General features: G+C 67.3%; 22 protein-coding genes. 17 read left to right on the top strand and 5 right to left on the bottom strand.

The features are described from left to right. Positions 1–78 precede the first annotated feature (78 nt). The 6 genes from truB (at position 79) to LQZ85_RS04600 (ending at position 6,392) form a co-directional block, all read left to right on the top strand. A complete protein-coding gene (truB, locus tag LQZ85_RS04625) occupies positions 79–972 on the top strand; it encodes a tRNA pseudouridine(55) synthase TruB (RefSeq protein ID WP_230100585.1) in 894 nt (297 codons plus the stop codon). Beyond that, positions 969–1,337: a hypothetical protein gene (locus tag LQZ85_RS04620; RefSeq protein ID WP_056278448.1), complete on the top strand. Its 369-nt coding sequence runs from the start codon at positions 969–971 to the stop codon at positions 1,335–1,337. Before truB ends, LQZ85_RS04620 begins: the two co-directional genes overlap by 4 nt. 53 nt (positions 1,338–1,390) lie before the next feature. Further along, complete coding sequence (locus LQZ85_RS04615) at positions 1,391–1,837, top strand: hypothetical protein (RefSeq protein ID WP_230100584.1); 447 nt, start codon at positions 1,391–1,393, stop codon at positions 1,835–1,837. Beyond that, entirely contained in the window at positions 1,834–2,787 is a 954-nt protein-coding gene (locus LQZ85_RS04610) for a bifunctional riboflavin kinase/FAD synthetase (RefSeq protein ID WP_230100583.1), read from the top strand. Before LQZ85_RS04615 ends, LQZ85_RS04610 begins: the two co-directional genes overlap by 4 nt. A gap of 209 nt (positions 2,788–2,996) precedes the next feature. After that, on the top strand, positions 2,997–5,141 hold the full coding sequence (locus tag LQZ85_RS04605) for a DEAD/DEAH box helicase (protein ID WP_053095795.1): 2,145 nt from the start codon (positions 2,997–2,999) through the stop codon (positions 5,139–5,141). Positions 5,142–5,363: 222 nt separating this feature from the next. Then, on the top strand, positions 5,364–6,392 hold the full coding sequence (locus LQZ85_RS04600) for an ATP-dependent 6-phosphofructokinase (protein ID WP_053095796.1): 1,029 nt from the start codon (positions 5,364–5,366) through the stop codon (positions 6,390–6,392). Between the two features lie 73 nt (positions 6,393–6,465). Here LQZ85_RS04600 and LQZ85_RS04595 read toward each other — a convergent pair whose 3' ends face one another. Next, complete coding sequence (locus LQZ85_RS04595) at positions 6,466–8,565, bottom strand: S9 family peptidase (protein ID WP_230100582.1); 2,100 nt, start codon at positions 8,563–8,565, stop codon at positions 6,466–6,468. A gap of 159 nt (positions 8,566–8,724) precedes the next feature. On the opposite strand from LQZ85_RS04595, the gene LQZ85_RS04590 reads away from it, so the two are divergent. Both LQZ85_RS04590 and LQZ85_RS04585 read left to right on the top strand, forming a co-directional pair. Beyond that, on the top strand, positions 8,725–10,104 hold the full coding sequence (locus tag LQZ85_RS04590) for an inorganic phosphate transporter (protein ID WP_053095797.1): 1,380 nt from the start codon (positions 8,725–8,727) through the stop codon (positions 10,102–10,104). Then, a complete protein-coding gene (locus tag LQZ85_RS04585) occupies positions 10,101–10,436 on the top strand; it encodes a peptidase (protein ID WP_230100581.1) in 336 nt (111 codons plus the stop codon). Before LQZ85_RS04590 ends, LQZ85_RS04585 begins: the two co-directional genes overlap by 4 nt. Before the next feature lie 25 nt (positions 10,437–10,461). Here the strand turns inward: LQZ85_RS04585 and LQZ85_RS04580 are convergent, their stop codons facing one another. Then, positions 10,462–11,028, bottom strand: coding sequence for a TetR/AcrR family transcriptional regulator (locus LQZ85_RS04580; protein WP_230100580.1), 567 nt, complete (start codon positions 11,026–11,028; stop codon positions 10,462–10,464). Between the two features lie 80 nt (positions 11,029–11,108). Between LQZ85_RS04580 and LQZ85_RS04575 the strand changes: the two genes are divergently transcribed. Both LQZ85_RS04575 and LQZ85_RS04570 read left to right on the top strand, forming a co-directional pair. After that, a complete protein-coding gene (locus LQZ85_RS04575; RefSeq protein WP_230100579.1) occupies positions 11,109–12,023 on the top strand; it encodes a metallophosphoesterase in 915 nt (304 codons plus the stop codon). Positions 12,024–12,116: 93 nt separating this feature from the next. Beyond that, on the top strand, positions 12,117–13,577 hold the full coding sequence (locus LQZ85_RS04570; RefSeq protein WP_053095801.1) for an aspartate ammonia-lyase: 1,461 nt from the start codon (positions 12,117–12,119) through the stop codon (positions 13,575–13,577). Positions 13,578–13,649: 72 nt separating this feature from the next. Here LQZ85_RS04570 and LQZ85_RS04565 read toward each other — a convergent pair whose 3' ends face one another. Next, entirely contained in the window at positions 13,650–14,516 is an 867-nt protein-coding gene (locus LQZ85_RS04565; protein WP_053095802.1) for a fumarylacetoacetate hydrolase family protein, read from the bottom strand. An 88-nt stretch (positions 14,517–14,604) separates the two neighbouring features. On the opposite strand from LQZ85_RS04565, the gene LQZ85_RS04560 reads away from it, so the two are divergent. The 4 genes from LQZ85_RS04560 (at position 14,605) to LQZ85_RS04545 (ending at position 17,978) form a co-directional block, all read left to right on the top strand. Next, a complete protein-coding gene (locus tag LQZ85_RS04560; protein ID WP_230100578.1) occupies positions 14,605–15,945 on the top strand; it encodes a PrsW family intramembrane metalloprotease in 1,341 nt (446 codons plus the stop codon). A gap of 12 nt (positions 15,946–15,957) precedes the next feature. Beyond that, entirely contained in the window at positions 15,958–16,653 is a 696-nt protein-coding gene (locus LQZ85_RS04555; protein WP_230100577.1) for an alpha/beta hydrolase, read from the top strand. 220 nt (positions 16,654–16,873) lie between these two features. Next, positions 16,874–17,242 (top strand): FKBP-type peptidyl-prolyl cis-trans isomerase, encoded by a 369-nt coding sequence (locus LQZ85_RS04550; RefSeq protein ID WP_053095804.1) that lies wholly within the window; start codon positions 16,874–16,876, stop codon positions 17,240–17,242. Between the two features lie 181 nt (positions 17,243–17,423). Beyond that, positions 17,424–17,978 carry a YceI family protein gene (locus tag LQZ85_RS04545; RefSeq protein WP_053095805.1) on the top strand — a complete coding sequence of 185 codons (555 nt, stop codon included), beginning with the start codon at positions 17,424–17,426 and terminating at the stop codon, positions 17,976–17,978. Between the two features lie 25 nt (positions 17,979–18,003). Here the strand turns inward: LQZ85_RS04545 and LQZ85_RS04540 are convergent, their stop codons facing one another. Further along, a complete protein-coding gene (locus LQZ85_RS04540; RefSeq protein WP_230100576.1) occupies positions 18,004–19,296 on the bottom strand; it encodes an MFS transporter in 1,293 nt (430 codons plus the stop codon). Positions 19,297–19,481: 185 nt separating this feature from the next. On the opposite strand from LQZ85_RS04540, the gene rpsO reads away from it, so the two are divergent. The 3 genes from rpsO to LQZ85_RS04525 all read left to right on the top strand — a co-directional run bounded on the left by rpsO (position 19,482) and on the right by LQZ85_RS04525 (position 21,089). After that, entirely contained in the window at positions 19,482–19,751 is a 270-nt protein-coding gene (rpsO, locus tag LQZ85_RS04535; protein ID WP_017203073.1) for a 30S ribosomal protein S15, read from the top strand. 155 nt (positions 19,752–19,906) lie between these two features. Beyond that, positions 19,907–20,767 (top strand): hypothetical protein, encoded by an 861-nt coding sequence (locus LQZ85_RS04530; protein ID WP_230100575.1) that lies wholly within the window; start codon positions 19,907–19,909, stop codon positions 20,765–20,767. Beyond that, a complete protein-coding gene (locus LQZ85_RS04525; RefSeq protein ID WP_082586569.1) occupies positions 20,760–21,089 on the top strand; it encodes a transcriptional regulator in 330 nt (109 codons plus the stop codon). Before LQZ85_RS04530 ends, LQZ85_RS04525 begins: the two co-directional genes overlap by 8 nt. Positions 21,090–21,095: 6 nt before the next feature. Here LQZ85_RS04525 and LQZ85_RS04520 read toward each other — a convergent pair whose 3' ends face one another. Then, positions 21,096–22,100 carry a 2-oxoglutarate and iron-dependent oxygenase domain-containing protein gene (locus LQZ85_RS04520; protein ID WP_056278477.1) on the bottom strand — a complete coding sequence of 335 codons (1,005 nt, stop codon included), beginning with the start codon at positions 22,098–22,100 and terminating at the stop codon, positions 21,096–21,098. Between the last annotated feature and the right edge of the window lie 57 nt (positions 22,101–22,157).

The following is a 22,157-nucleotide window of genomic DNA, read 5'->3' as shown; positions in this document are numbered from 1 at the left end:
CCGCCGAAGCGCGGCGGACGGCGTCGACATGGGTCGCGACGGGCAGAGGGGCGTTCGAGCGCACCGTAGGCTTGAGAGATGGTCTCGCCCGGCATCCTCCTCGTCGACAAACCAGCTGGACTGACCAGCCATGACGTCGTCGCACGCACTCGACGTGCGCTCGGCACTCGCAAGGTCGGGCACGCCGGAACCCTCGACCCCATGGCCACGGGTCTGCTCGTGATCGGCGTCGAGGGCGCGACGCGACTGCTCACTTACATCGTCGGAGCGGACAAGACCTACGAGGCGACGATCCGACTGGGACAGACGACGGGCACGGACGATGCGGACGGCGAGATCCTGACCCGAGCCACGGCGGGGTCCTGGGACTCGGTCACCCCTAATCGGGTCGCGGCGGGGATCGACGCGCTCACCGGCGCGATCTCTCAGGTCCCGAGCTCGGTGTCCGCGATCAAGGTCGACGGACGTCGTGCGTACGACCGTGTGCGGGCCGGCGAAGAGGTCGTGTTGGCCGCTCGTGAAGTCACAGTGTCGCGGTTCGAGGTTCTGGCGGAGCGTTCCGGTGACGGGTTCCTGGATCTCGACGTCGTCGTCGACTGCTCCTCCGGCACGTACATCCGTTCCCTCGCCCGTGATCTGGGGGCAGCGCTCGGGGTCGGCGGGCATCTCACGGCCCTTCGGCGCTCGCGAGTCGGCGACTTCGACGTCGCGGATGCCGTGACGGTCGACGGCGTCGTCGAGACAGCGCTGCTGACTCCGGCCGCTGCGGCCGCGAGGGTCCTGGATGTGATGCCGGTGTCGGCAGAGGAAGCGAGAGATCTGCGTCACGGCAAGCGGCTGGTCGGCCAGGCGGATCGGCTGACCGGCTCCCTCGCGGCTGCGATCGACGAGGACGGCGTCCTGGTCGGCGTCGTCGAGAGGCGCGGTGCCGATCTCAAGAGCGCCATGAACATGCCGGAGGCGGCTCGATGATCCTCTGGCTGACGATCGCCCAGGTGGCGGTCGCGATCTTGGCCGGACTGTTCTGCGTGTCACTCGGCCTGGCCGGACGACGTCCGAGCGACTACTCCGTCGGTGCGCTCGCGCTCGTCGAGCTGCTCCTCGTCGTGCAGGTGATCGTCGCCATCGTGGCACCGCTGGTGGGGAACCCGCCGACGGGCGACCTGCTCGAGTACTGGGTCTATCTCGTCTCCGCGGTGCTGCTCCCCATCGGCGCCGTGCTCTGGGCGCTGATGGAGAGGAGCCGTTGGAGCACGGTGATCCTCGGGGTGGCGGCGCTGGCCGTCGCGATCATGATCTGGCGCATGCACGTGATCTGGACCATCCAGATGGCCTGACCGGTCGGCGAGGCATCCGGGGCTTCCCGCCCGGATCTAGAATGGAGGACGCTATGAGCACCACCGTTCCCACCTCCCGCATGACCGGCATCGGTCGTGTCCTCGTGATCGTCTACGCCGTGATGGCGCTGGCGGCGACCGGGCGAAGCTTCGTGCAGATCTTCCGCCAGTTCGGCGAAGCGCCTCTCGCGTATTCGCTCTCGGCACTCGCTGCCGGCGTGTACATCCTGGCGACGTTGGCGCTCGTTCTCGCGAATCGACGCGGCTGGTACGCGGTGGCCTGGGTGGCGATCGTCTTCGAGCTCGCCGGAGTCCTCGTGGTCGGCTCGCTCAGCATCTTCTTCCCCGAGCTTTTTCCGCACGACACGGTCTGGTCGATGTTCGGGCGCGGGTATCTGTTCATCCCGCTCGTGCTGCCGATCTTCGGCATCTGGTGGCTGCGCACGCATAGGCCGGCCCGTGCGGTCGCGTCCGCTCTCCGTGTCGAGGCGAGCGCATGATCGTCTTCCGAGACCCGAGCGAGGTTCCCCCCGGTTTCGGTCCCTCCGCCGTGGCGATCGGCAAGTTCGACGGCGTCCACGCGGGGCACAGAGCGGTGATCGGGCGCCTCAAGGAGATCGCTGCCGAGTCGGGGATCCGCGCCGTGGCCGTCACGTTCGACCGCAATCCGCTCGCCGTGCTGCGGCCCGACCGCTGCCCGGAGAACGTGGTCACGGTCGAGCGGAAGATCGAGCTGCTGAGCGAGCTCGAGCTCGACGCCACGCTGGTTCTGACGTTCGACGAGGAGCTCGCAGCGCGCAGCGCGGAGGACTTCGTCGCCGGCATCCTGACCAGTGCCCTGCACGTGTCCACCGTTCTCGTGGGTGAGGACTTCCGGTTCGGCCGCGGCGGAGCGGGCAACCCCGATCTCCTCCGACAGCTCGGACCGAAATACGGCTTCACCGTAGAGGTCGTCGACGACGTCTTCCTCGACGGCTCCGACCGTCGGGTCTCGTCCACCTGGATCAGGGAACTGCTGATGGCCGGAGATGTCACCGCCGCCGCGCGTGTGCTCGACCGCAACGTCGACGTGCGCGGGGAGGTGGTGCACGGACTCAAGCGCGGACGCGAGCTCGGCTTCCCCACGGCGAACCTCTCGGCGTCCGTCGACTCGTTCGTGCCGGCCGACGGAGTCTACGCAGGCTGGCTCGTCGACCACGAGACCGGCCTCCGCCACCGGGCTGCCATCTCGGTCGGCACCAACCCCACCTTCGACGACGTGCTCGAACGTCAGGTCGAGGCGCACGTGATCGGAGAGACCGATCTCGATCTGTACGGTCACGACGTCACCGTCGAGTTCGTCGAGCGCCTGCGCGGAATGGTCGCGTTCGAGGGGATCGAGAAGCTGAAATCCCAGATGGCCGCTGACGTGACGGATGCCGAGACCGTCCTGTCGCGCGACGACCGCTGAACTCGCCCTGAACTCTGCGTGTCCTGATCTGCGTGGCTCAGGCGGCATGGCATAGAATGGGCCTCGGTGGTCCCTGATCCTCGCGCGTCCTTCGCTCGTCGACGACCGCCGGAAATACTGTTCGTACGGTCCTGGCTCACGCCACACGCGGACACCGAGAACGGTCGATGCATCCTCAGGGTGTTCCGGCCTTCACGCTCAGGAGGAGCATGCCGACCACGGCAACCGCCGCAACACGGCGCAAGAAGACGTCCCGTCGCGACGATGAGGCACCCCTCATCCCGATCCTCGCCCGCAAGGTGCGTGAGATCGAGGCGAAGTCGCAGCGAGGAAAGCTCGGACCCACCAACCGGGTCAAGTTCCAGGTCATCGCCTTCCTGGTGCGTGAAGAGCGCGCCAGGGTCAAGGCGGATGCCGACATCGCCGATGCCGCCCGCGCAGAGCTTCTCAAGCGACTCGACGGCGTCGCCACGATCCTGGCGAAGACGGCGGCGCGCGACACGTCGCTGATCCAGCTTCTCGAAGCCGATCAGGCGACCTCGCCGGTGGCGAAGCGCATGCGACGCGACTGGCTGCTCGAGTCGGGGGCCGAGCTGGCTCCGGAAGAGCTGATCATCGCCGACATCGCGCCCGTTCAGGCACCCGTGGTGTCTGCGGCGATCGCCGAGCGGCAGGTGACCCCGCCCTCTGTCGAGGCGCGTCAGCTGGCGAACCCGTTCCTCGCGCCCGATCTCACCCCGCGCGCCACCACGACTCCGCGTCGACGTCTCGACGGCTGGGAGCTCATGGGCCCGCTCTACAAGGCTTTCGAGACCGGAGCCGGGGGAGGAGCAGCCAGTATGGACCTGCCTCCGGCGCCCGAGTACGACCACCTCTCGCCCAAGGGCCTCGAGGTCATGGTGCATCAGTCCCGCTTCCTCGAAGCGGTGCGAGAGGGGCACAGGAGCTTCCTCCTCGCCGACGAGCCCGGTCTGGGCAAGACGGCGCAGTCGGTGCTCGCGGCGTCCGTGGCCGGGGCCTACCCGCTGCTCGTGGTCGTGCCCAACGTGGTCAAGATGAACTGGGCGCGAGAGGTCGAGCGCTGGACCCCTCAGCGCAGGGCCACCGTGATCCAGGGCGATGGTGATGACATCGACGCCTTCGCGGATGTGTTCATCGTGAACTACGAGATCCTCGATCGCCACATGTCGTGGCTCGCATCCATCGGCCTCCGGGGCATGGTCGTCGACGAGGCCCACTTCATCAAGAATCTCAGCTCCCAGCGGTCGCAGAACGTGCTGTCGCTCGCGAATCGCGTTCGCGAGCGCACCCCCGGCGGCAACCCGCTGATGCTCGCGCTCACGGGAACCCCACTGATCAACGACGTCGAGGACTTCGACGCGATCTGGCGCTTCCTCGGGTGGACGACGGGTGAGAAGCCCGGGCCGGAGTTGATGGAGAAGCTCGACGCGACCGGCTTCACCCCCGCAGACAAGGCGTTCTACCCCGAGGCTCGCGAAGCCGTGATCTCGATGGGTATCGTGCGGCGCAAGAAGAAGGACGTCGCCGCCGACCTTCCCGACAAGCTCATCGCCGACCTTCCCGTGCAGCTGGACGACGAGTTCGGCCGCGGCATCCGTCAGGCCGAGCGGGAATTGGGCGAGCGGCTCGCCGCCCGCTACCGGCGGATCATCGAGGCGCGAGGGGATCGCGGACTGGCACCCGGCGAGATCGACGACGACATCGTGCGTCTGGTCGCCCAGAACGAGCTCGAGGAGTCGAAGGCCGCTGGCACCGGGGGAGACAACGTCTTCACGATGGTGCGGCGCATCGGACAGGCGAAGGCGCACCTCGCAGCCGACTACGCGGCCCAGCTGCAGCGATCGGTGGGCAAGGTCGTGTTCTTCGCGAAGCACATCGACGTGATGGACCAGGCGGAGGCGCACTTCGCGTCGGCCGGCATCCGTTCGGTCTCGATCCGCGGCGACCAGACCTCGACCGTGCGGCAGCAGTCGATCGACGACTTCAACAGCGACCCCGAGGTCGGCATCGCGGTGTGTTCGCTGACCGCTGCCGGTGTCGGCCTGAACCTGCAGGCCGCATCCAACGTGGTCCTGGCGGAACTGTCCTGGACGGCCGCGGAGCAGACTCAGGCGATCGACCGCGTGCACCGTATCGGTCAGGACGAGCCGGTGACGGCGTGGCGGATCATCGCCGCGCACACGATCGACGCCAAGATCGCGGAGCTCATCGATCAGAAGCAGGGCCTCGCGGCCCGTGCCCTGGACGGCGAGGCCCTCGACGAGGCGGCGGCCGAGCCTGTGCAGCTGGGCGCTCTCATGCATCTTCTGCGGGAGACGCTCGGCGTCGTCTGAGCCTTCTCGAGTCGACAGAGATCGGCGTTAAGAATTCTGTTTCTTGGCGCCGATTTCTCATGTCGGCCGGGCGTATCGCGCATTTCTGGCGAATCGTCGCGCAACGGCGGCAAGATCCTCGGTTTTCATCGTCTCGAATGGCGCCCGGTCCGCCCGGAGCGCTAGTGTCGATCGCAGGCAACGTCGCCTGTTCCCCCTTCCCTGAACCCGTCTGAGGCAAGCATGAAGATCGGCATTCTGACGAGCGGCGGCGACTGCCCCGGACTCAACGCGGTCATCCGCGGCATCGTGCTCAAGGGCACCACCACCTACGACCTCGAGTTCGTCGGCATCCGCGACGGCTGGCGCGGCGTGGTCGACGGGGACTTCTTCCCGCTCACCAGACACGAGGTGAAGGGCCTGTCGAAGGTCGGCGGCACGATCCTGGGCACCAGTCGCACGAACCCCTACGAGGGTGAGCGCGGCGGCGCCGAGAACATCGCCAAGACGCTGTACGGACACAAGATCGACGGCATCATCGCGATCGGCGGCGAGGGGACCCTCGCAGCAGCCGACCGCCTCGCCAAGGACGGCATCAACGTCATCGGCGTGCCGAAGACGATCGACAACGACCTGCGCGCCACGGACTACTCGTTCGGGTTCGACACGGCGGTCAACATCGCCACGGACGCGATGGATCGTCTGCGCACGACGGGCGACTCCCACCAGCGCTGCATGGTCGCCGAGGTCATGGGGCGCCACGTCGGTTGGATCGCCCTTCACGCGGGCATGGCAGCGGGCGCTCACGCCATCTGCATCCCCGAAGTGCCCATGTCGATCGACGACATCACCGAGCTCGTCTCGAGCGCGCACGATCGCGGTCGCGCACCGCTCGTCGTCGTCTCCGAGGGGTTCAAGCTGCTCGGTATGGATGAGGCCTACAGCGACAAGGGCCTGGACGCATTCAACCGTCCTCGACTCGGCGGCATCGGCGACCAGCTCGCTCCGGCGATCGAGCGCATCACGGGCATCGAGACCCGCGCGACGATCCTCGGCCACATCCAGCGCGGCGGATCGCCGTCAGCCTTCGACCGCGTGCTCGCGACGCGCCTCGGACTCCACGCGGCCGACGCGATCATCGACAAGGCATGGGGTCAGATGGTCGCGATGCAGGGCACGGACATCGTGCGCGTGCCGTTCGCCGAGGCTCTGGGCGAGCTGAACACCGTTCCGCGCAGCCGCTACGACGAGGCAGCAGCGCTCTTCGGCTGAGTCTCGATCGCGTGCACCACAGAGAACGGGCCGATCCCTGCGGATCGGCCCGTTCTCTGTGTTCTTCGAGAGCTCAGCGCGATGCGAGGCCGACCGTGTCGAGGATCCAGGCGAGCTCGAACGCCCGCTCCTTCCACGAGTTGTAGCGTCCGCTGACACCGCCGTGACCGGCGACCATCTCGCACTTGAGCAGGGCGTCGGTCGCACCGGCGACGCGCAGGGCAGCGATCCACTTCGCAGGCTCGACGTAGAGGACGCGTGTGTCATTGAGCGAGGTCACGGCCAGGATGCGCGGGTAGCGCACGCCGTCGCGGACGTTCTCGTACGGCGAGTACGACTTCATGTACTCGTACACCTCGGCTCCGTGCAGCGGGTCGCCCCATTCATCCCACTCGATCACCGTCAGGGGGAGGGAGGGGTCGAGGATCGTGGTGAGCGCGTCGACGAACGGCACTGCCGCGAGCACGCCGGCGAACAGCTCGGGAGCGAGGTTCGTCACCGCGCCCATGAGGAGTCCTCCCGCGCTTCCTCCCTCGGCGACCAGGCGCTCGGGCGACGTGACTCCCTGCTCCACGAGGTGCTCGGCGCACGCGACGAAGTCGGTGAAGGTGTTGCGCTTGTTCAGCAGCTTGCCGTCCTCGTACCACTGCCGACCCATCTCGCCACCGCCGCGGACATGAGCGACGGCGAAGACGATGCCGCGGTCGAGTTCCGAGAGCCGCGCGACCGAGAAGCCGGGGTCGATCGAGTGCTCGTACGAGCCATAGCCGTAGAGATGCACGGGGCGCGGGTCGACGCCAGGCTCTCCGAACGATCGCTTCCACACGAGGGAGATCGGCACGCGGGTACCGTCAGACGCCGTGGCCCAGTCGCGCTTCTGGCCGTACTCCCGGGGGTCATACCCGCCGAGGACGGCGACCTGCTTGCGCAGATGCAGCTCGCGGGTGGCGAGATCCATCTCGTAGACGGTTCCCGGAGTCACGAACGACGTGTAGCCGAGCCGGAGGAACGGCGAGTGCCATTCCGGATTGCCGCTGACGCCTGCCGAGTACAGGGGCTCGTCGAAGGCGATGTCGTCGACCGAGTCCGTCGTGTAGTCCAGGATGCCGACCCGTTCCAGGCCTTCACTGCGGTACTCCACCGTCGCGAAGTCGCGGAACGCGTCCATCCCGAGCAGTCGACGACCCGGCTCGTGCGCGAGGACGATGCGGCGCTCACTCTGTGGGTCGGAGGCGGGCACGGAGACGAGCTCGAAGTCCAGGGCCTCATCGTTGTGCAGGATGTAGAGGCGGTCCTCGCCGTCCACCACGGCGTGCTCGAGCGAGTACTCGACGCCTTCGCGGCGCGGCCAGACGATCGGAGGAGCTGCGGTGAGATCTCCGGCGAGATCGACGAGGTACTCCTCGCTGGTGATGCTCGATCCGACGGCGATCACCAGGTACTTGCGGCTGCGGGTGATGCCGGCGCCGAGCCAGTACTTCTCATCGGGCTCGTGGAAGAGCTTCACGTCGTCCGAGACGGGAGTGCCGAGACGATGCAGCCAGAGAGTGTCGGGCCGCCATGCCTCGTCGCGTGTCGTGTAGAGGATCCCGGTGCCATCCGGTGTGAAGAACGCGCCACCCGTGTCGGGGATCTCGTCGGGGAGCGTCTCGCCGGTCACGAGGTCGCGCACGTGCACCGTGTAGAGCTCGTCGCCCTCGAAGTCCGTCGCCCAGAGCAGCTTCGTCGCGTCGTCCGAGGTGTCGAACGCTCCGAGGGAGAAGAACTCGTGCCCCTCGGCCTCGACGTTGCCGTCGAGCAGCACGATCTCGCCCGGCACCGCCACGCCCGGCTCCAGCACCGGGGGAGTCCAGTCGTCCTCGGCCGCGGCGGTGCGGCAGTGGATGCCGTACTGCGCGCCCTCTTCGGTGCGGCTGTAGTACCACCAGGCACCGCGCCGCGTGGGCACGGACAGATCCGTCTCCTGCACACGGCCCTTGATCTCCTGGAACAGAGTCTCGCGGAGGTCGGTCAGATGGGAGAGCTTGGCCTCAGTGTGCGCGTTCTCGGCTTCGAGGTGTGCGATGACCTCGCCGGATTCCTTCTCCCGAAGCCATTCGTATGGATCATCGAAGGTGTCACCGTGGTGCGTGCGAAGGGTGGAGCGGCGGTCTGCGATCGGGGCATCAGTCACGCCTCCCACGCTATCCCAGGTCAAGTTGACCGGCACCCGGGAGGGTGGGAGGATCTACCGGGGCCGGTTAACGGAAGTAAAACCCACGGTGAACTCTTCGTTCGTCACGTCGATCCCGTCGACACCTCTCCTTTCTTCCTCAACGACCGAAAGCGAACGGTGGAAACCGCAGCCCTCATCGTCGTGCTGGTTATCCTGCTGGCACTCTTCTTCGACTTCACCAACGGGTTTCACGACACCGCCAACGCGATGGCCACGCCCATCGCGACAGGCGCGCTGAAGCCCAAGACCGCTGTCCTTCTCGCAGCAGTCCTCAACCTCGTCGGAGCATTCCTGTCGACGGAGGTCTCCAAGACCGTGTCGCACGGGATCATCCGCGAGGACACGATCCAAGGCGACGTGTTCCTGCCGATGATCTTCGCCGGTCTCATCGGCGCGATCACCTGGAACATGCTGACCTGGCTGCTGGGTCTGCCCTCGAGCTCGTCCCACGCGCTGTTCGGCGGCCTCATCGGAGCCACCCTGGTCGGCGTCGGAGTCAACGGCATCGACTTCGGGATGGTGCTCTCGAAGATCATCCTCCCGGCGCTCATCGCCCCGCTGACGGCCGGCATCATCGCCTTCGCGGCGACCAAGCTCGCGTACTCGATCACGCGACGCTACGACGGCAAGCCCGACGGGCGCGACGGCTTCCGCTGGGGACAGATCTTCACGTCGTCACTGGTCGCACTCGCGCACGGCACGAACGACGCTCAGAAGACGATGGGCGTGATCACCCTCGCGCTGATCACTGTCGGGTGGCAGAGCAGCGAGCAGGCCGATCCGTACCTCTGGGTCATCATCGCCTGTGCGGTGACGATCGCCCTCGGCACCTATCTCGGCGGGTGGCGCATCATCCGCACGCTGGGCAAGGGGCTGACCGAGGTCAAGCCCGCGCAGGGCTTCTCGGCCGAGAGTTCGACGGCAGCGACGATCCTCGCCTCCAGCGCTTTCGGCTTCGCGCTCTCGACGACGCAGGTCGCTTCGGGCTCGGTCATCGGCTCCGGCCTCGGCCGCCGCGGCTCCACGGTCCGCTGGCGGACCGCCGGTCGAATCGCCATCGGCTGGCTCCTCACACTTCCGGCTGCAGGTGCAGTCGGTGCCCTCGCGGCCCTGCTCATCACCTGGCTCGGCCTCTGGGGCATCGCGATCGACGCGGTCCTTGCGCTGGCCGTGATCATCGGCCTGTTCCTTCGCTCCCGCAAGGATGCAGTGACCTCCGCGAACGCCATGAGCGATGTGGCCGAGTCGGGGCTCGCGATCGAGCACCCCGACACGCCCCCGCCCACGCGTCGACAGCAGCGGATCATCGAGGCCAAGGCCGAGGCCAAGGCTCGTGCGGAGGCGCGCGAGAAGGTCAAGGCTCAGGCCAAGGCGGACGCCAAGGCGAAGGCAGCGGCCAAGGCCGCGAAGAAGGCCCCGAAGACGGGAGCCTCGACGCGGGTCGACGGCCCCGGGGTCGACAGTCCCGAGACGGCGAAGAGCGAGGAGTCGAAGTGAGTGTCGGCATCGACTGGGGTGCATTCGTCCAGGTGTTCCTTGCGGCTCTGACCGGAGCCTGCGCGGTCGTGACGTTCTATGCGTTCGGTCTTCGGCTCCTTGTTCGCAGCGGACACGCGCCGGTCGTGAGCCCGGCGGAGTTCACCGACGCCATCACCGTGATCTCCGAGAAGGAGCTCAAGCGGGCTGCCAAGCAGGCGGCCAAGGCGGCGAAGAAGAGTCCGCTCACCGAGGGGCAGCGACGGATCGCGCTGTTCGGCGCGTACGGATGCTTCGCGCTCTGCGCGGCTGCCGTCGTGGCAGGCATCCTGATCATCGTCGTCGGGCACTGACCGAGGAGTCCTGCCCAGGAGGGCGTCAGCGGAGGAGACCCGCGACGAGGTCGTCGATGATCTCGTCGGTGGTGGTGTCCGGATCGATCGGGGTCGTGAGCCGATCGAGCAGCAGGCCGTCGATCGCATAGTGGAAGAGCGCGATCTCTCGGCGACCGCCCGGAAGACCCGCTCCCGCGTTGAAAGCGACGTCCGCGTCGAACCCCGCTCGCTGCCACGCGCCGAGAAGGGCGCCGACATCGGGGCGGCGGCTGCTCTCGAGCCGCAGCTCGAACAGTGCGAGTGTGACGTCGCGGTCATCGGTGAGGCGACGCACGATGTCGCGGACGTACTCGGCGAAGAGCTCCCTGCTCGGCTCCTCCGATGACCGCCGTGCGAGGTCGTCGTCGCTGGGGGCGAGACGCTCGCCGATCCGATCGACGAGGCCCGCGATGAGCGCCTCTCGGCTGCGGAAGTAGTTCGAGGTGGTGCCCACCGGCACGCCCGCGACGATGTCCACGGCTCGGTGGGTGAGACCGCGAGAGCCATCGGTCGCCAGAACGGTCAGCCCTGCATCCGCGATGATCCGTCGCCGTGTCTCGTTCTTCGCCATCCGAGCACTGTATCGCGACTACTACAGCTGCCGTGGAGTCGTCGCCCGTCCGGTGTCGCGCCGCGGCCTAGGCTGAGACCATGTCAGCGCCTTCCGACAGCGGCTTCGTCTTCGGTCGCCATGATCCCGCCTCGCACGTCATCATCCATGTGAGCGACCCGCACTTCCTCGCGGGTGGAGCGCGGCTCGGCGGACGATACGACGTCGAGTCGAACTTCGCTCGCACCCTTGAGGCGATCAGGGCCGTGCACCCGCACCCGTCGGCGATCGTCATCACCGGCGACCTGGCCGACCTGGGGGAGCCGGATGCGTATCGCCGTCTCCGCCGCGCCGTCGAGCCGGTGGCGCAGGAGCTGGGGACGACCGTCGTCTGGGTTGCCGGCAACCACGACGAGCGGCCGGCGCTGCGCGAGGGGCTGCTCGACCTGCCCGCGACGGAGGAGCCCGTGACGGGCGCATGGGACCTCGACGGTCTGCGCCTGATCGCCCTCGACACGAGTGTGCCCGGATGGCATCACGGCGACCTGGACCCCGGCCAGCTCTCATGGCTGGCGGAGATCCTGAAGCAACCGGCGCCGCACGGCACGCTGCTCGCGATGCACCACCCGCCGCTCCCGAGCCACCTTCCGCTCTTCGACATACTCGAGCTGCGGCACCAGGACGAACTCGCGGAGGTCATTCGTGACACGGACGTGCGCGGTATCCTCGCCGGCCACCTGCATTACTCGTCGCACGGCACCTTCGCGGGCGTGCCTGTCAGCGTGTCCTCGGCGACCTGCTACACGATGAATGTCGCTCGTCCGGCCGCCGATGTGAACGGCATGGATGCGGCGCAGGCGTTCCAGATCGTGCATGTACGACCCGAGACGATCACCCACACCGTGGTGCCCGTGACCGACGCGCCGACCGGCGATCACTTCTCGATGGCGTGGCTGGAGAGAATGGCCCGTCTCAGCCCGGAGGAGCGTCTCGAGGCTTTCTCTCGCAAACGCTGACCCGCCGTCGTATCCCTGGCCGTGCATGCACGCAGGCGTAGACTGGATGCATCCCCCGCACCACACACTCGCCACTACCCACAAGGATGTGACATGGCTTCTGCCGCGCCTGCCCCCACCCGCACCGAGACCGATTCGCTCGGGAGCATGGAGATTCCCGCCGACGCGTACTGGGGGATCCACACCGCCCGCGCCGACGCGAACTTCCCGATCACCAAGCGTCCGATCTCGGTCTATCCGGACCTCGTCGTCGCACTCGCGATGGTCAAGCAGGCCAGCGCCAGAGCGAACCGCGAGATCGGCGTCCTCGACCCCGAGCGTGCGGACCTGATCGATCGGGCCGCCCAGCGTGTCATCGACGGAGAGTTCCACGATCAGTTCACCGTCGGTGTGATCCAGGGCGGTGCCGGCACGTCGACGAACATGAACGCCAACGAGGTCATCACCAACATCGCCCTCGAGCTCGCCGGACGCGAGAAGGGCGACTACGCGTTCCTCTCGCCGATCGATCACACGAACCGCAGTCAGTCGACCAACGACGTCTACCCGACGGCGGTCAAGATCGGTCTCTCTCTGACACTCCGCTCGCTGCTCGAAGAGCTCGATCTGCTGCGCATCTCGTTCCTGCACAAGTCGCACGAGTTCCACGATGTGCTCAAGGTCGGACGAACGCAGCTGCAGGACGCCGTGCCCATGACTCTGGGTCAGGAGTTCCACGGCTTCGCTTCGACCCTCGGCTACGATCACACGCGCCTCACCGAGAACGCCTCGCTGATGTTCGAGATCAACATGGGTGCGACCGCCATCGGCACCGGCATCACCACGCACGTCGACTACGCACCCGCTGTCCTGAAGCATCTGCGCGAGATCACCGGACTCGACCTGGTGACGGCCGGCGACCTCGTCGAGGCGACCAGCGACACCGGCTCGTTCATGTCGTTCTCGTCGACCCTGAAGCGCAACGCCATGAAGCTGTCGAAGATCTGCAATGACCTGCGACTGCTGTCGTCGGGTCCGCAGGCGGGCTTCGGCGAGATCAACCTGCCGGCGATGCAGGCCGGTTCCAGCATCATGCCGGGCAAGGTGAACCCGGTGATCCCGGAGGTCGTCAATCAGGTGGCGTTCGCGGTTGCCGGCGCCGACATGACGGTGACGATGGCGGCCGAGGCCGGGCAGCTCCAGCTCAACGCATTCGAGCCCGTGATCGCCCACTCGATCTTCCAGTCCATCACCTGGATGCGACAGGCGATGTGGACGCTGCGCGTCAACTGCGTCGACGGCATCACGGCGAACCGAGACCGCCTCGGCGCCATGGTCGGCGCTTCGGTCGGCGTCATCACAGCACTCACGCCGTTCATCGGATACGCCGCCGCGGCCGCGCTGGCCAAGACCGCGCTGCTGACGAACAGGAACGTCGCCGACCTGGTCGTCGAAGCCGGACTGATGTCTCGCGAAGAGGTCATCAAGCAGTTGTCGCCCGCGCGTCTGTCGGGACTCGAGGCCATCACGGCCGCGATCCCGGTGATCGGGTCCGAGGACCTCATCGAGATCTGACTCCGAGCACACGGAAGGGCCCCGGCGACATCTCGCCGGGGCCCTTCCGTGTGTCACAGAGTGAGCGGGTGATCAGTCCAGCACGCGACAGTGGGTGGTGAGCTCGCCGATGCCGTCGATGCCGACCGTCACCGTCGAACGATCCCGGAGGAAGATCTGGGGGTCTCGAGAGTATCCGGCACCGCCGGGGCTCCCGGTGGAGATCAGAGTGCCGGGAAGCAGCGTCAGGGACTGCGAGAGATGCGCGATGAGCTTCGCGACCGACCGCACCATCTGATCCGTGCTCGCGTCCTGGACGGTCTGGCCGTCGACGATCGCCCAGATGTGCAGGTCCTGCGGGTCGGCGACCTCGTCGGCCGTGACGGCGAAGGGACCGGTCGGGGTGAAGCCGTCGAACGACTTGCACCGTGACCACTGCGCTTCAGAGAACTGGACGTTCCGCGCGGTGATGTCGTTCACGACGGTGTAGCCCCAGACGTGCGAGAGCGCGTCGGCCTCTGCGACATCCTTCGCCGGGGTGCCGATCAGCACACCGAGCTCCGCCTCGTAGTCCACAGCCTCGCTCAGCGAACGCGGCCACGACGTCGTCTGCTCGTGGCCTGTCAGCGAGTTCGGCCACAGGGTGAACACGGTCGGAGCGGCGTCGGTCTTTAGACCGAGCTCGCTCGAGTGAGCCGCGTAGTTGAGGCCGACCGCGAGGACCGCCGGGGGAGCGATGACCGCTGAGGCGAAGCTCCACCCGTCGAGCGGGTGCCGCGGGGCATCGCCGTCGAGGGCCGAGCGAAGAGCGGTGAGCGTCTGCTCGCCCCCTTCGATCAGCTGCTGAAGCGTCGCAGGGGGGTCGGGAAGGAGATCGGAGACGAGGATGGCATCGGCACCCTCCACCACTGCGAGATGCGCAGCGGGAGAGTCGGCACGACGCAGATGAGCGAACCGCATGCTCCTACGCTATCCGCTGCTCGGCTCGATTGCCTGGAGGAAGTCGCCAGACCCGGGCGAAGTTGGTTGTTCGCCATATGCTTTGGCTATGAGTTCCGGAGGACCGTCCCAGCCATCGCCGTACACGCCGCCGCCCGCGCAGCAACAGCCGCCGACGTATCCCCAGCAGCCGCCGACGTATCCCCAGCAGTATGCTGTGCAGCCCCCGCAGTATTCGGCGCAGCAGTACGCGCAGTCGAACTACGCCCCGCCGCAGTTCTCCCAGCGTCCTCAGTACGCCTCGGTCCTCGCGCAGCCGACCCCGTATTCGCCTCCCGCTCCGGCCGCACCCTCGCCTGCCCCCGGTCTTCCCGCCCTGCCGGCGCCACGCCGAGGCGGACGCGTCGCGCTGTTCGCGCTGTTCGGCTTCCTCGGTCTGCTGATGCTCGGGCTCATCGCCTACTTCGGTCTGTTCCTGGGTCCGCTCGCATCGATCATTGGCCTCGTCCTCGCGCTCGTCCCGCTCGCCATCGTGTTCTTCGTCGTCCGTATGATCGACCGGTGGGAACCCGAGCCCAAGTCGCTGGTGTTCTTCGCGATCGCCTGGGGTGCGATCGCCGCCGTGGGACTCACGCTCCTCGTCGACCTCGGGTTGACCGCGCTGCTGGGGTTCCGGGGAGAAGTGGCGGGCGCCGTCATCCAGGCGCCGATCGTCGAGGAGTTCTGGAAGGGTTTCGGAGTCTTCCTGATCTTCCTCATCGCGCGTCGCTCGTTCGACGGTCCGGTCGACGGGGTCGTCTACGGGGCGCTGGTCGGTGCCGGCTTCGCGTTCACCGAGAACATCCAGTACTTCGCGATCAGCCTCATCGAGGGCGGCGGCGAGCAGCTGACGGTGACGTTCATCCTCCGGGCGATCATGTCGCCCTTCGCCCACGCGATGTTCACATCGCTGACGGGTCTCGCCATCGGCCTGGCCGCTCGACGGCACGCGTCGACAGGGGCCGCACTCGGGTTCGGTCTGCTCGGGATGCTGGGGGCGATGGTGCTCCACGGCCTGTGGAACGGATCGTCCTTCGCGAACTTCTTCCTCCTCTACTTCGTCCTCCAGGTGCCGCTGTTCGTGGGGTTCATCGTGGGGATCATCGCGTTGAGGCGCGAGGAGTCTCGCCTCACGAAGGCCCGTCTGGGCGATTACGCGGCCGCCGGGTGGTTCACCCCCGAGGAGGTCACGATGCTCGCGACTCCCGCCGGGCGCAAGACCGGCCTGGCATGGGCGTCGCAGCTTCGGGGCGATCGGCGTCCGCTGATGCGCGAGTTCATCAAGGACGCCACCATGCTGGCATCCGTCCGTCAGCGCGCGATAACGGGGCGCGACCCTATGGCACCGGCGGACGAGCAGGCGCTGCTCGCCCGAACCCGCGCCACTCGGGCTGCTCTGCTGGCCTACTGAGACCCGCTGATCATGGCCCTCTTCATCCTCGTGCACGGAGCAGGAGACACGGGGTGGTCATGGCATCGGCTCGCCGCCGTCCTGCGGGAGCGCGGACATGAGGTGATCGCACCCGACCTGCCGGGCGATGACGAGTCCCTCACTCTCACCGACTACGCGGATGCCGTCGTGGCCGCGGCAGACGCGAGACGGGGCGGTGTCGTGGTCGGCCATTCGTTCGGGGGATTCACCGCACCGATCGTCGCTGAGAGATTGGCGGCGGACGTGCTCGTGATGCTGGCGGCGATGATTCCCGACCCGGGGGAGCGTCCGGACGAGTGGTGGTCCAACACCGGATTCGAGGATGCCGTGGCGGCGCAGGCAGCCCGCGACGGAGGCCTCACCGGCAACGACGATCCGCACATCGGCTTCTATCACGACGTGCCGCGAGCGCTCGCCGACGAGGCGATCGGTCGGGAGAGAGCACATCCGTCGGTCGCATCAATGGCCGTCCCGTGGCCGCTCACGGCCTGGCACTCTGTTCCCACTCGGTTCGTCGTCTGCACGGAGGACAGGTTCTTCCCGCCCGCATTCCTTCGCGACCTCGCCCGGAAGCGCCTGGGCATCGTCGCCGACGAGATCGAGGGGAGTCACTGTGTCGCCCTCAGCCGGCCCGAAGAGCTCGCATCGATGCTGATCGCCTACGCGCAGCAGCAGCAAGCGTCATGATGCTCGAGCCGTCAAGCAGGTTCCGTACCAAGACTCAGCGCCCGGTGCTGCGGCGATGCCTGCATGTCTACCGGGCGCTGAGTTGATCTGTAAACAGGGTGCACCCGGTGTGCGCGGGTGTCAAGGGCTTAGGGGGCAGTCGACGGGCGGCATCGCCGTTTCGCCCTCAGCGGAGCGATCGCGTTGACCCGCGCCGGGCGACTCGGGTTTGATGGAGGACATGACTGATCGCACAAAGCCTGAGTTCGACGCCCCCACCGGACCCGCCCCCGCGGAGCTCGTGATCCGCGACATCATCGAGGGAGACGGAGCCGAGGCCAAGCCCGGCGACACGGTCACCGTGCACTACGCCGGTGTCGAGTTCGAATCGGGCGAGGAGTTCGACTCGTCGTGGGGTCGCGGCGAGACCATCCAGTTCCCGCTTCGCGGCCTGATCCAGGGGTGGCAGGACGGCATCCCGGGCATGAAGGAAGGCGGACGGCGCGAGCTCGTCATCCCGCCGCACCTCGCATACGGTCCGGTCGGAGGAGGCCACTTCCTCTCGGGCAAGACCCTCATCTTCATCATCGATCTCGTCGCCGTCGGCTGACCCGATCGACGCCGGGAGGCGCCGGGCCCACTGCGGGCTCGGCGCCTTTTCGTCGCCCGAGGAAATATCCGCATTCAGGGGAATACATGCATGTGCATGTAAGTTGTTACGCGTGACGCCGTGAACACGGCCCCTCATCCGTTGCCGCACACATGCGGCTGATGTCTCCAGAGGAGAAACCATGACCAGCATCGACATTCCCGGCTACCGTCCCGGCACCTGGGTGCTCGACCCGTCGCACAGCGAGGTCACGTTCAGCGTGCGCCACATGATGATCTCGAAGGTGCGCGGCACGTTCGGCGTCAAGAGCGCGACGCTGATCGCTCCCGAGAACCCGCTCGAGGCCCGCGTCGAGGCGAGCGTCGACGTCACCTCGATCGACACCAAGGACGAGGGGCGCGACACGCACCTGCGCTCCGGCGACTTCTTCGACACCGAGAACTTCCCCACGATGGAGTTCGTGTCGACGGGTGCGCGCGCCGAGGACGGCGAGCTCTTCGTCGACGGCGACCTGACGATCCGCGGCATCACCAAGCCCGTCAGCTTCGAGCTCGACTTCGGTGGCTTTGGCTCCGACCCGTGGGGCAACTACAAGGCCGGCGCATCGGCCAAGACGGTCATCAACCGCGAGGACTTCGGCCTGACGTGGAACGCCGCGCTCGAGACCGGCGGCGTGCTCGTCGGCAAGGACGTCACGATCAGCCTCGACCTGCAGGGCGCTCTGCAGCAGGACTGATCACCTGATCTCGAACCCCGGGCCCTCAGGGCTCGGGGTTCTCTGCGTCGTAGCCGCGGAATCCCGGGCTGCGCCGTGCGAGCAGGGCGACCAGGGTGATCACCAGCAATCCGCCCAGCAGCGGCGGGAACCACAGGGTCGTGAAGGTCGCGAGCGTGCCCGCGTAGAGGGCGCCGATCCGGGGGCCGCCGGCGACCACGATGATGAAGACCCCCTGCAGTCGACCGCGCATGGTGTCGGGCACGGCCGCCTGCATCATCGTGTTGCGATAGATCGAGCTGATGTTGTCGGATGCGCCGGAGAGCGCGAGCGCGATGCACGAGGCGATGATCAGCCCGACGTTCGGCGTCGCCTCGGTCGCCCCGGCAGAGACGGCTCCGATGACCAGGACCACGCCGAAGAGCAGGATGGACGCGCCATAGGCCTCGACCGCGCGCTCGATGCCGCGTCCGTGCCAGCGGTACTGCACGACCCGACCGGAGAAGAGGCTCGATGCGAATGTGCCCGCGGCGACGGCTGCGGTGAGGATGCCGGTGGTCACCGCTCCGCCGCCCAGCAGAAGGGTGCCGAGTGCAGGGAAGAGCACGAGGGGCTGCCCGAATGTCATGGCGATGATGTCCACCACGTATTGCATTCGGATGTTGTTCGCGCGGCGCAGGAACCTCCACCCGTCCACGAGTGATGCGAACCCCGGCCGCACGATGTCCCCTTCCGGCCGCAGCGGAGGGAGACTCCACAGGCCGAGGAACATCGACAGCATCAGGATGACGTCGAGTGTGTAAGTCCACCCGTAGCCTGTCAGCGCGACGAGTATGCCGGCGACCGCGGGGCCGGCCATCACGGTGAGGCCGAACGCCACTCCGTTGAGCGCGGACGCGGCGGCCAGCTTGTCGCGGGGGATGAGCCGTGGCACGATCGCGGTCCGGGTGGCCATGCCGACCGAGTTCGCGGCGGAGTTGACGATGCTCAGCACGTAGAGCCACCAGATCGTCTCCGCACCGGTCCAGGTGAGCGCGGCGAGCAACGCGGTCGAGGCGAAGGTCACCGTGGCCGCGACCAACGCCACGCGGCGGCGGTCGAACGCGTCCGCGAGCATCCCGCCGTAGAGGCCGGCGAGGATCATGGGGACGAGTCCGGCGACCGCGATCATCGATACCGCGAAGGTGCTTCCGGTGAGCGCGAAGACGTGCAGCATCACCGTGACGATCGTCAGCTGCCCGCCGATCCCCGCGAGGACCGAGCCGATCCACATGCGTGCGAATGCAGGGCTGGCCCGCAGGGGGCTGAGATCGATCAGATGGCTGCGTGCAGCGCTCACGCCGCGTATCCGTCATGCATGATTCGAGAGTATCCGAGGTGCCGTCGGGCGGGCGTGGGCACGGTCACCCAGCGGCATCGAGTCCTGGTAGACTCTTCAGGTTGCCGTTTGATCGGCCGCGGATAAAGAGAGCTCACGCATCAGGCGTCGGGCACCGCGCAACAAGCAGAGAGGGGATCGAATCTATGGCACTGGAAGCAGACGTCAAGAAGGCGATCATCGAAGAGTACGCGACGCACCCCGGTGACACCGGATCCCCCGAGGTGCAGGCCGCGATGCTGACGCAGCGCATCAAGGACCTCACGGAGCACCTGAAGGAGCACAAGCACGACCACCACTCGCGTCGTGGCCTGTTCCTGCTCGTGGGTCAGCGCCGTCGTCTGCTCGGCTACCTCCAGAGCGTCGACATCGAGCGTTACCGCTCGCTGATCGCACGCCTGGGTCTCCGCCGATAACGCGGAGCGAGCCAGCGTACAATCGCGCAGAACATTCTTGAGAAGGCCGCCCCAGGTGTGGGGCGGCCTTCGTCATGTTCGGGGGTTGATCTCGTGCACGCTTTCCATTAGGAAAGTAGTGAGCTTTCCAGATGGAAAGCGAAGGGGGTCACGCGATGGAGCAGAAGCCGATCCAAGGGCACGAGGCGATCGCGCCGCCCAGTGCGGACGTCGCGCAGCGCTACCTCGACGAGGCGGATGCTGTGAAGCACCGGCGCGGGCGCGTAGTCGACCGGCGGGCGCTTGCGTGGCTGCAGATCGCCAATGCGGCCGTTACTGCGGTGTATCTCGTCGCTCTGGTTACGGCGATACGTGGTCACGGCGGCGTGACGCCGCAGGTCTTCGTCTTCAGTTTTCTCGTGTGGGGGCAGCTCTCCACAGGTATGGCTCAGCGGAGCGGAATGCAACTGCGCCTGACGTGGTCGCGCTGGCCCATTCTGCTGGCCGGCGGTGCTCTGACGGTCGTGGTGCTCGTCGTCTTCGGCTTCGCTGTCTTCTATCCCGGGTTCCCGGAGATCGGTGTGTGGATCCCGGCCGTCCTCATGCTGGTCGGATTCGGTGGCTACGGCGCAGTTCAGCTCGCTCTGGCATCGGGTGACCCGCGCCCCCCGCGGTCCATGCCGAAGCCGCTTCCACGGGCGATGCGGTGGGGAACCATCTGCGTGGGAGTCGCTCTCGGAGTGATGGCCATGCTCGGCTCCGCGCCAGACGGGGTGCTCGCGAGCACGCTCCTTCTGCTCGTCGTGCTCATGACCTTCGTCTGGCTCGTCGCCGCTCGCAGTGAGATGGGCCTTCCTGCGGTCGGCGCCTCGTGGCGCTGGCCGCACCAGCTCGCTTTCGCCGCTGCTGGCTGTGCACTGGCTCTGCTCGTCCTGCTCGACGGCGTTCCGATCGGCCTCGGATTCGTCGGTGGCCTGGGCATCATCGCGCTGTTCGTCGCCGTGTCGTTCGTCCCCGGACGTGATCTCCGTGACTGACACCCCATCGGTGCCGCACCCGCGGACCCGACTCGACGACAACTTCGCGTCGCCGATCCGCTTCTCGGTCCTCGCGTCGCTCGGTGACGGCATCGAGCTCGACTTCGCGACGCTGCGTGAGATCCTCCAGTGCGGCGACTCTCCGCTGAGCAAGGCCATCTCGCACCTTCAGGCCGCCGGGTACGTCGTCGCGCGCAAGGGAAGCCTCGGCAGTCGCCCTCGCACGTGGGTCCGTTCGACCGCAGCCGGCCGTGCAGCCTTCGACGGACACCTCCAGGCCCTGCGCGAGATCGTCGCGCTCGGAGGAGGCGCGGCGCTGTGACCCGGGTCAGGCGTTCGTGCCGACCAGGTCGGGGTGGTGGATCGCAGCCACGTCGGGGTGCGCACGCAGTCGCGACTTCATGGCGTTCTCGCCATAGGTGGCATGGATGGGGTTGCTCGGGTCCTCGGTGATGCCGGTCGCCGCCGCGGCGAGATCTGCGGGAAGCTCGAGAAGCGGCAGCTGCTGATCGAGCGCGGGGTTGAAGAAGAACGGGATGGAGATGCGCTCTTCGGGTGCCCGAGGGGAGATGACGCGGTGGTTGGTCGCCTTGAGGTAGCCGCCGGTCGCGTACTCCAGCAGCTCGCCGATGTTGACGACGAACGCGCCCGGGACGGACGGGGCTGACACCCACTCGCCGTCTCGTTCGACCTGCAGGCCGCCCTTGCCGGGCTCGACCCAGAGCAGGGTCAGCACTCCGGAGTCCTTGTGCGCTCCGACGCCCTGCTGCGGCTCGGGTTCGTGGGTGCCGGGGTAGCGGACGATCTTGATCAGCGTCGACGGATCACGGAAGGGCTCGTCGAAGTACGACTCGTCCGCCCCGAGCGTGACGGCCCAGGCGCGCAGGAGCTTGCGGGCGACCTCTGTCAGCGTGTCGTGCCACTCGGTGATCACCGCTTTGAGCTCGGGCTGTGCGGAGGGCCACAGATTCGGGCCGACGAGTCGATTGAAGGCCGGACCGCCCTCGACAGGCTCGCGCTCGGGGCCGATGTCGATCTGCTCGCGCCAATCGACCTTGCCCTGCGTCCGCTCGCCGCCGACCCGCGTGTACCCGCGGAAATGAGGACTCTTGACGTTCTCGATCGCGAGCTTCTCGTCGTCGGGCAGCGCGAAGAAATCGAGCGCCGCGCGGTGCAACCTCGCCTCCAGCTCGGGGGAGATGCCTGTGCCGGTGAGATAGAAGAAGCCCACGTCGTGCGTGGCCGCGCGAAGGTCGTCGCGGAACCGAGCAGCGGCTTCGGGACCGGCATCGAGCTGGGACAGGTCGAGGATGGGAAGCGAGAGATCAGCCATTCACCGAGCGTAGATCGGGTCTGGGCGAGTGCGGTTCAGTGTTGCGCCGAATTACCG

This window comes from Microbacterium sp. Bi98, assembly GCF_918698045.1.
Taxonomy (GTDB): domain Bacteria; phylum Actinomycetota; class Actinomycetes; order Actinomycetales; family Microbacteriaceae; genus Microbacterium.
The sequence above is the reverse complement of the archived record's forward strand: the minus strand, read 5'-3'. Positions and strand labels throughout refer to the sequence as shown.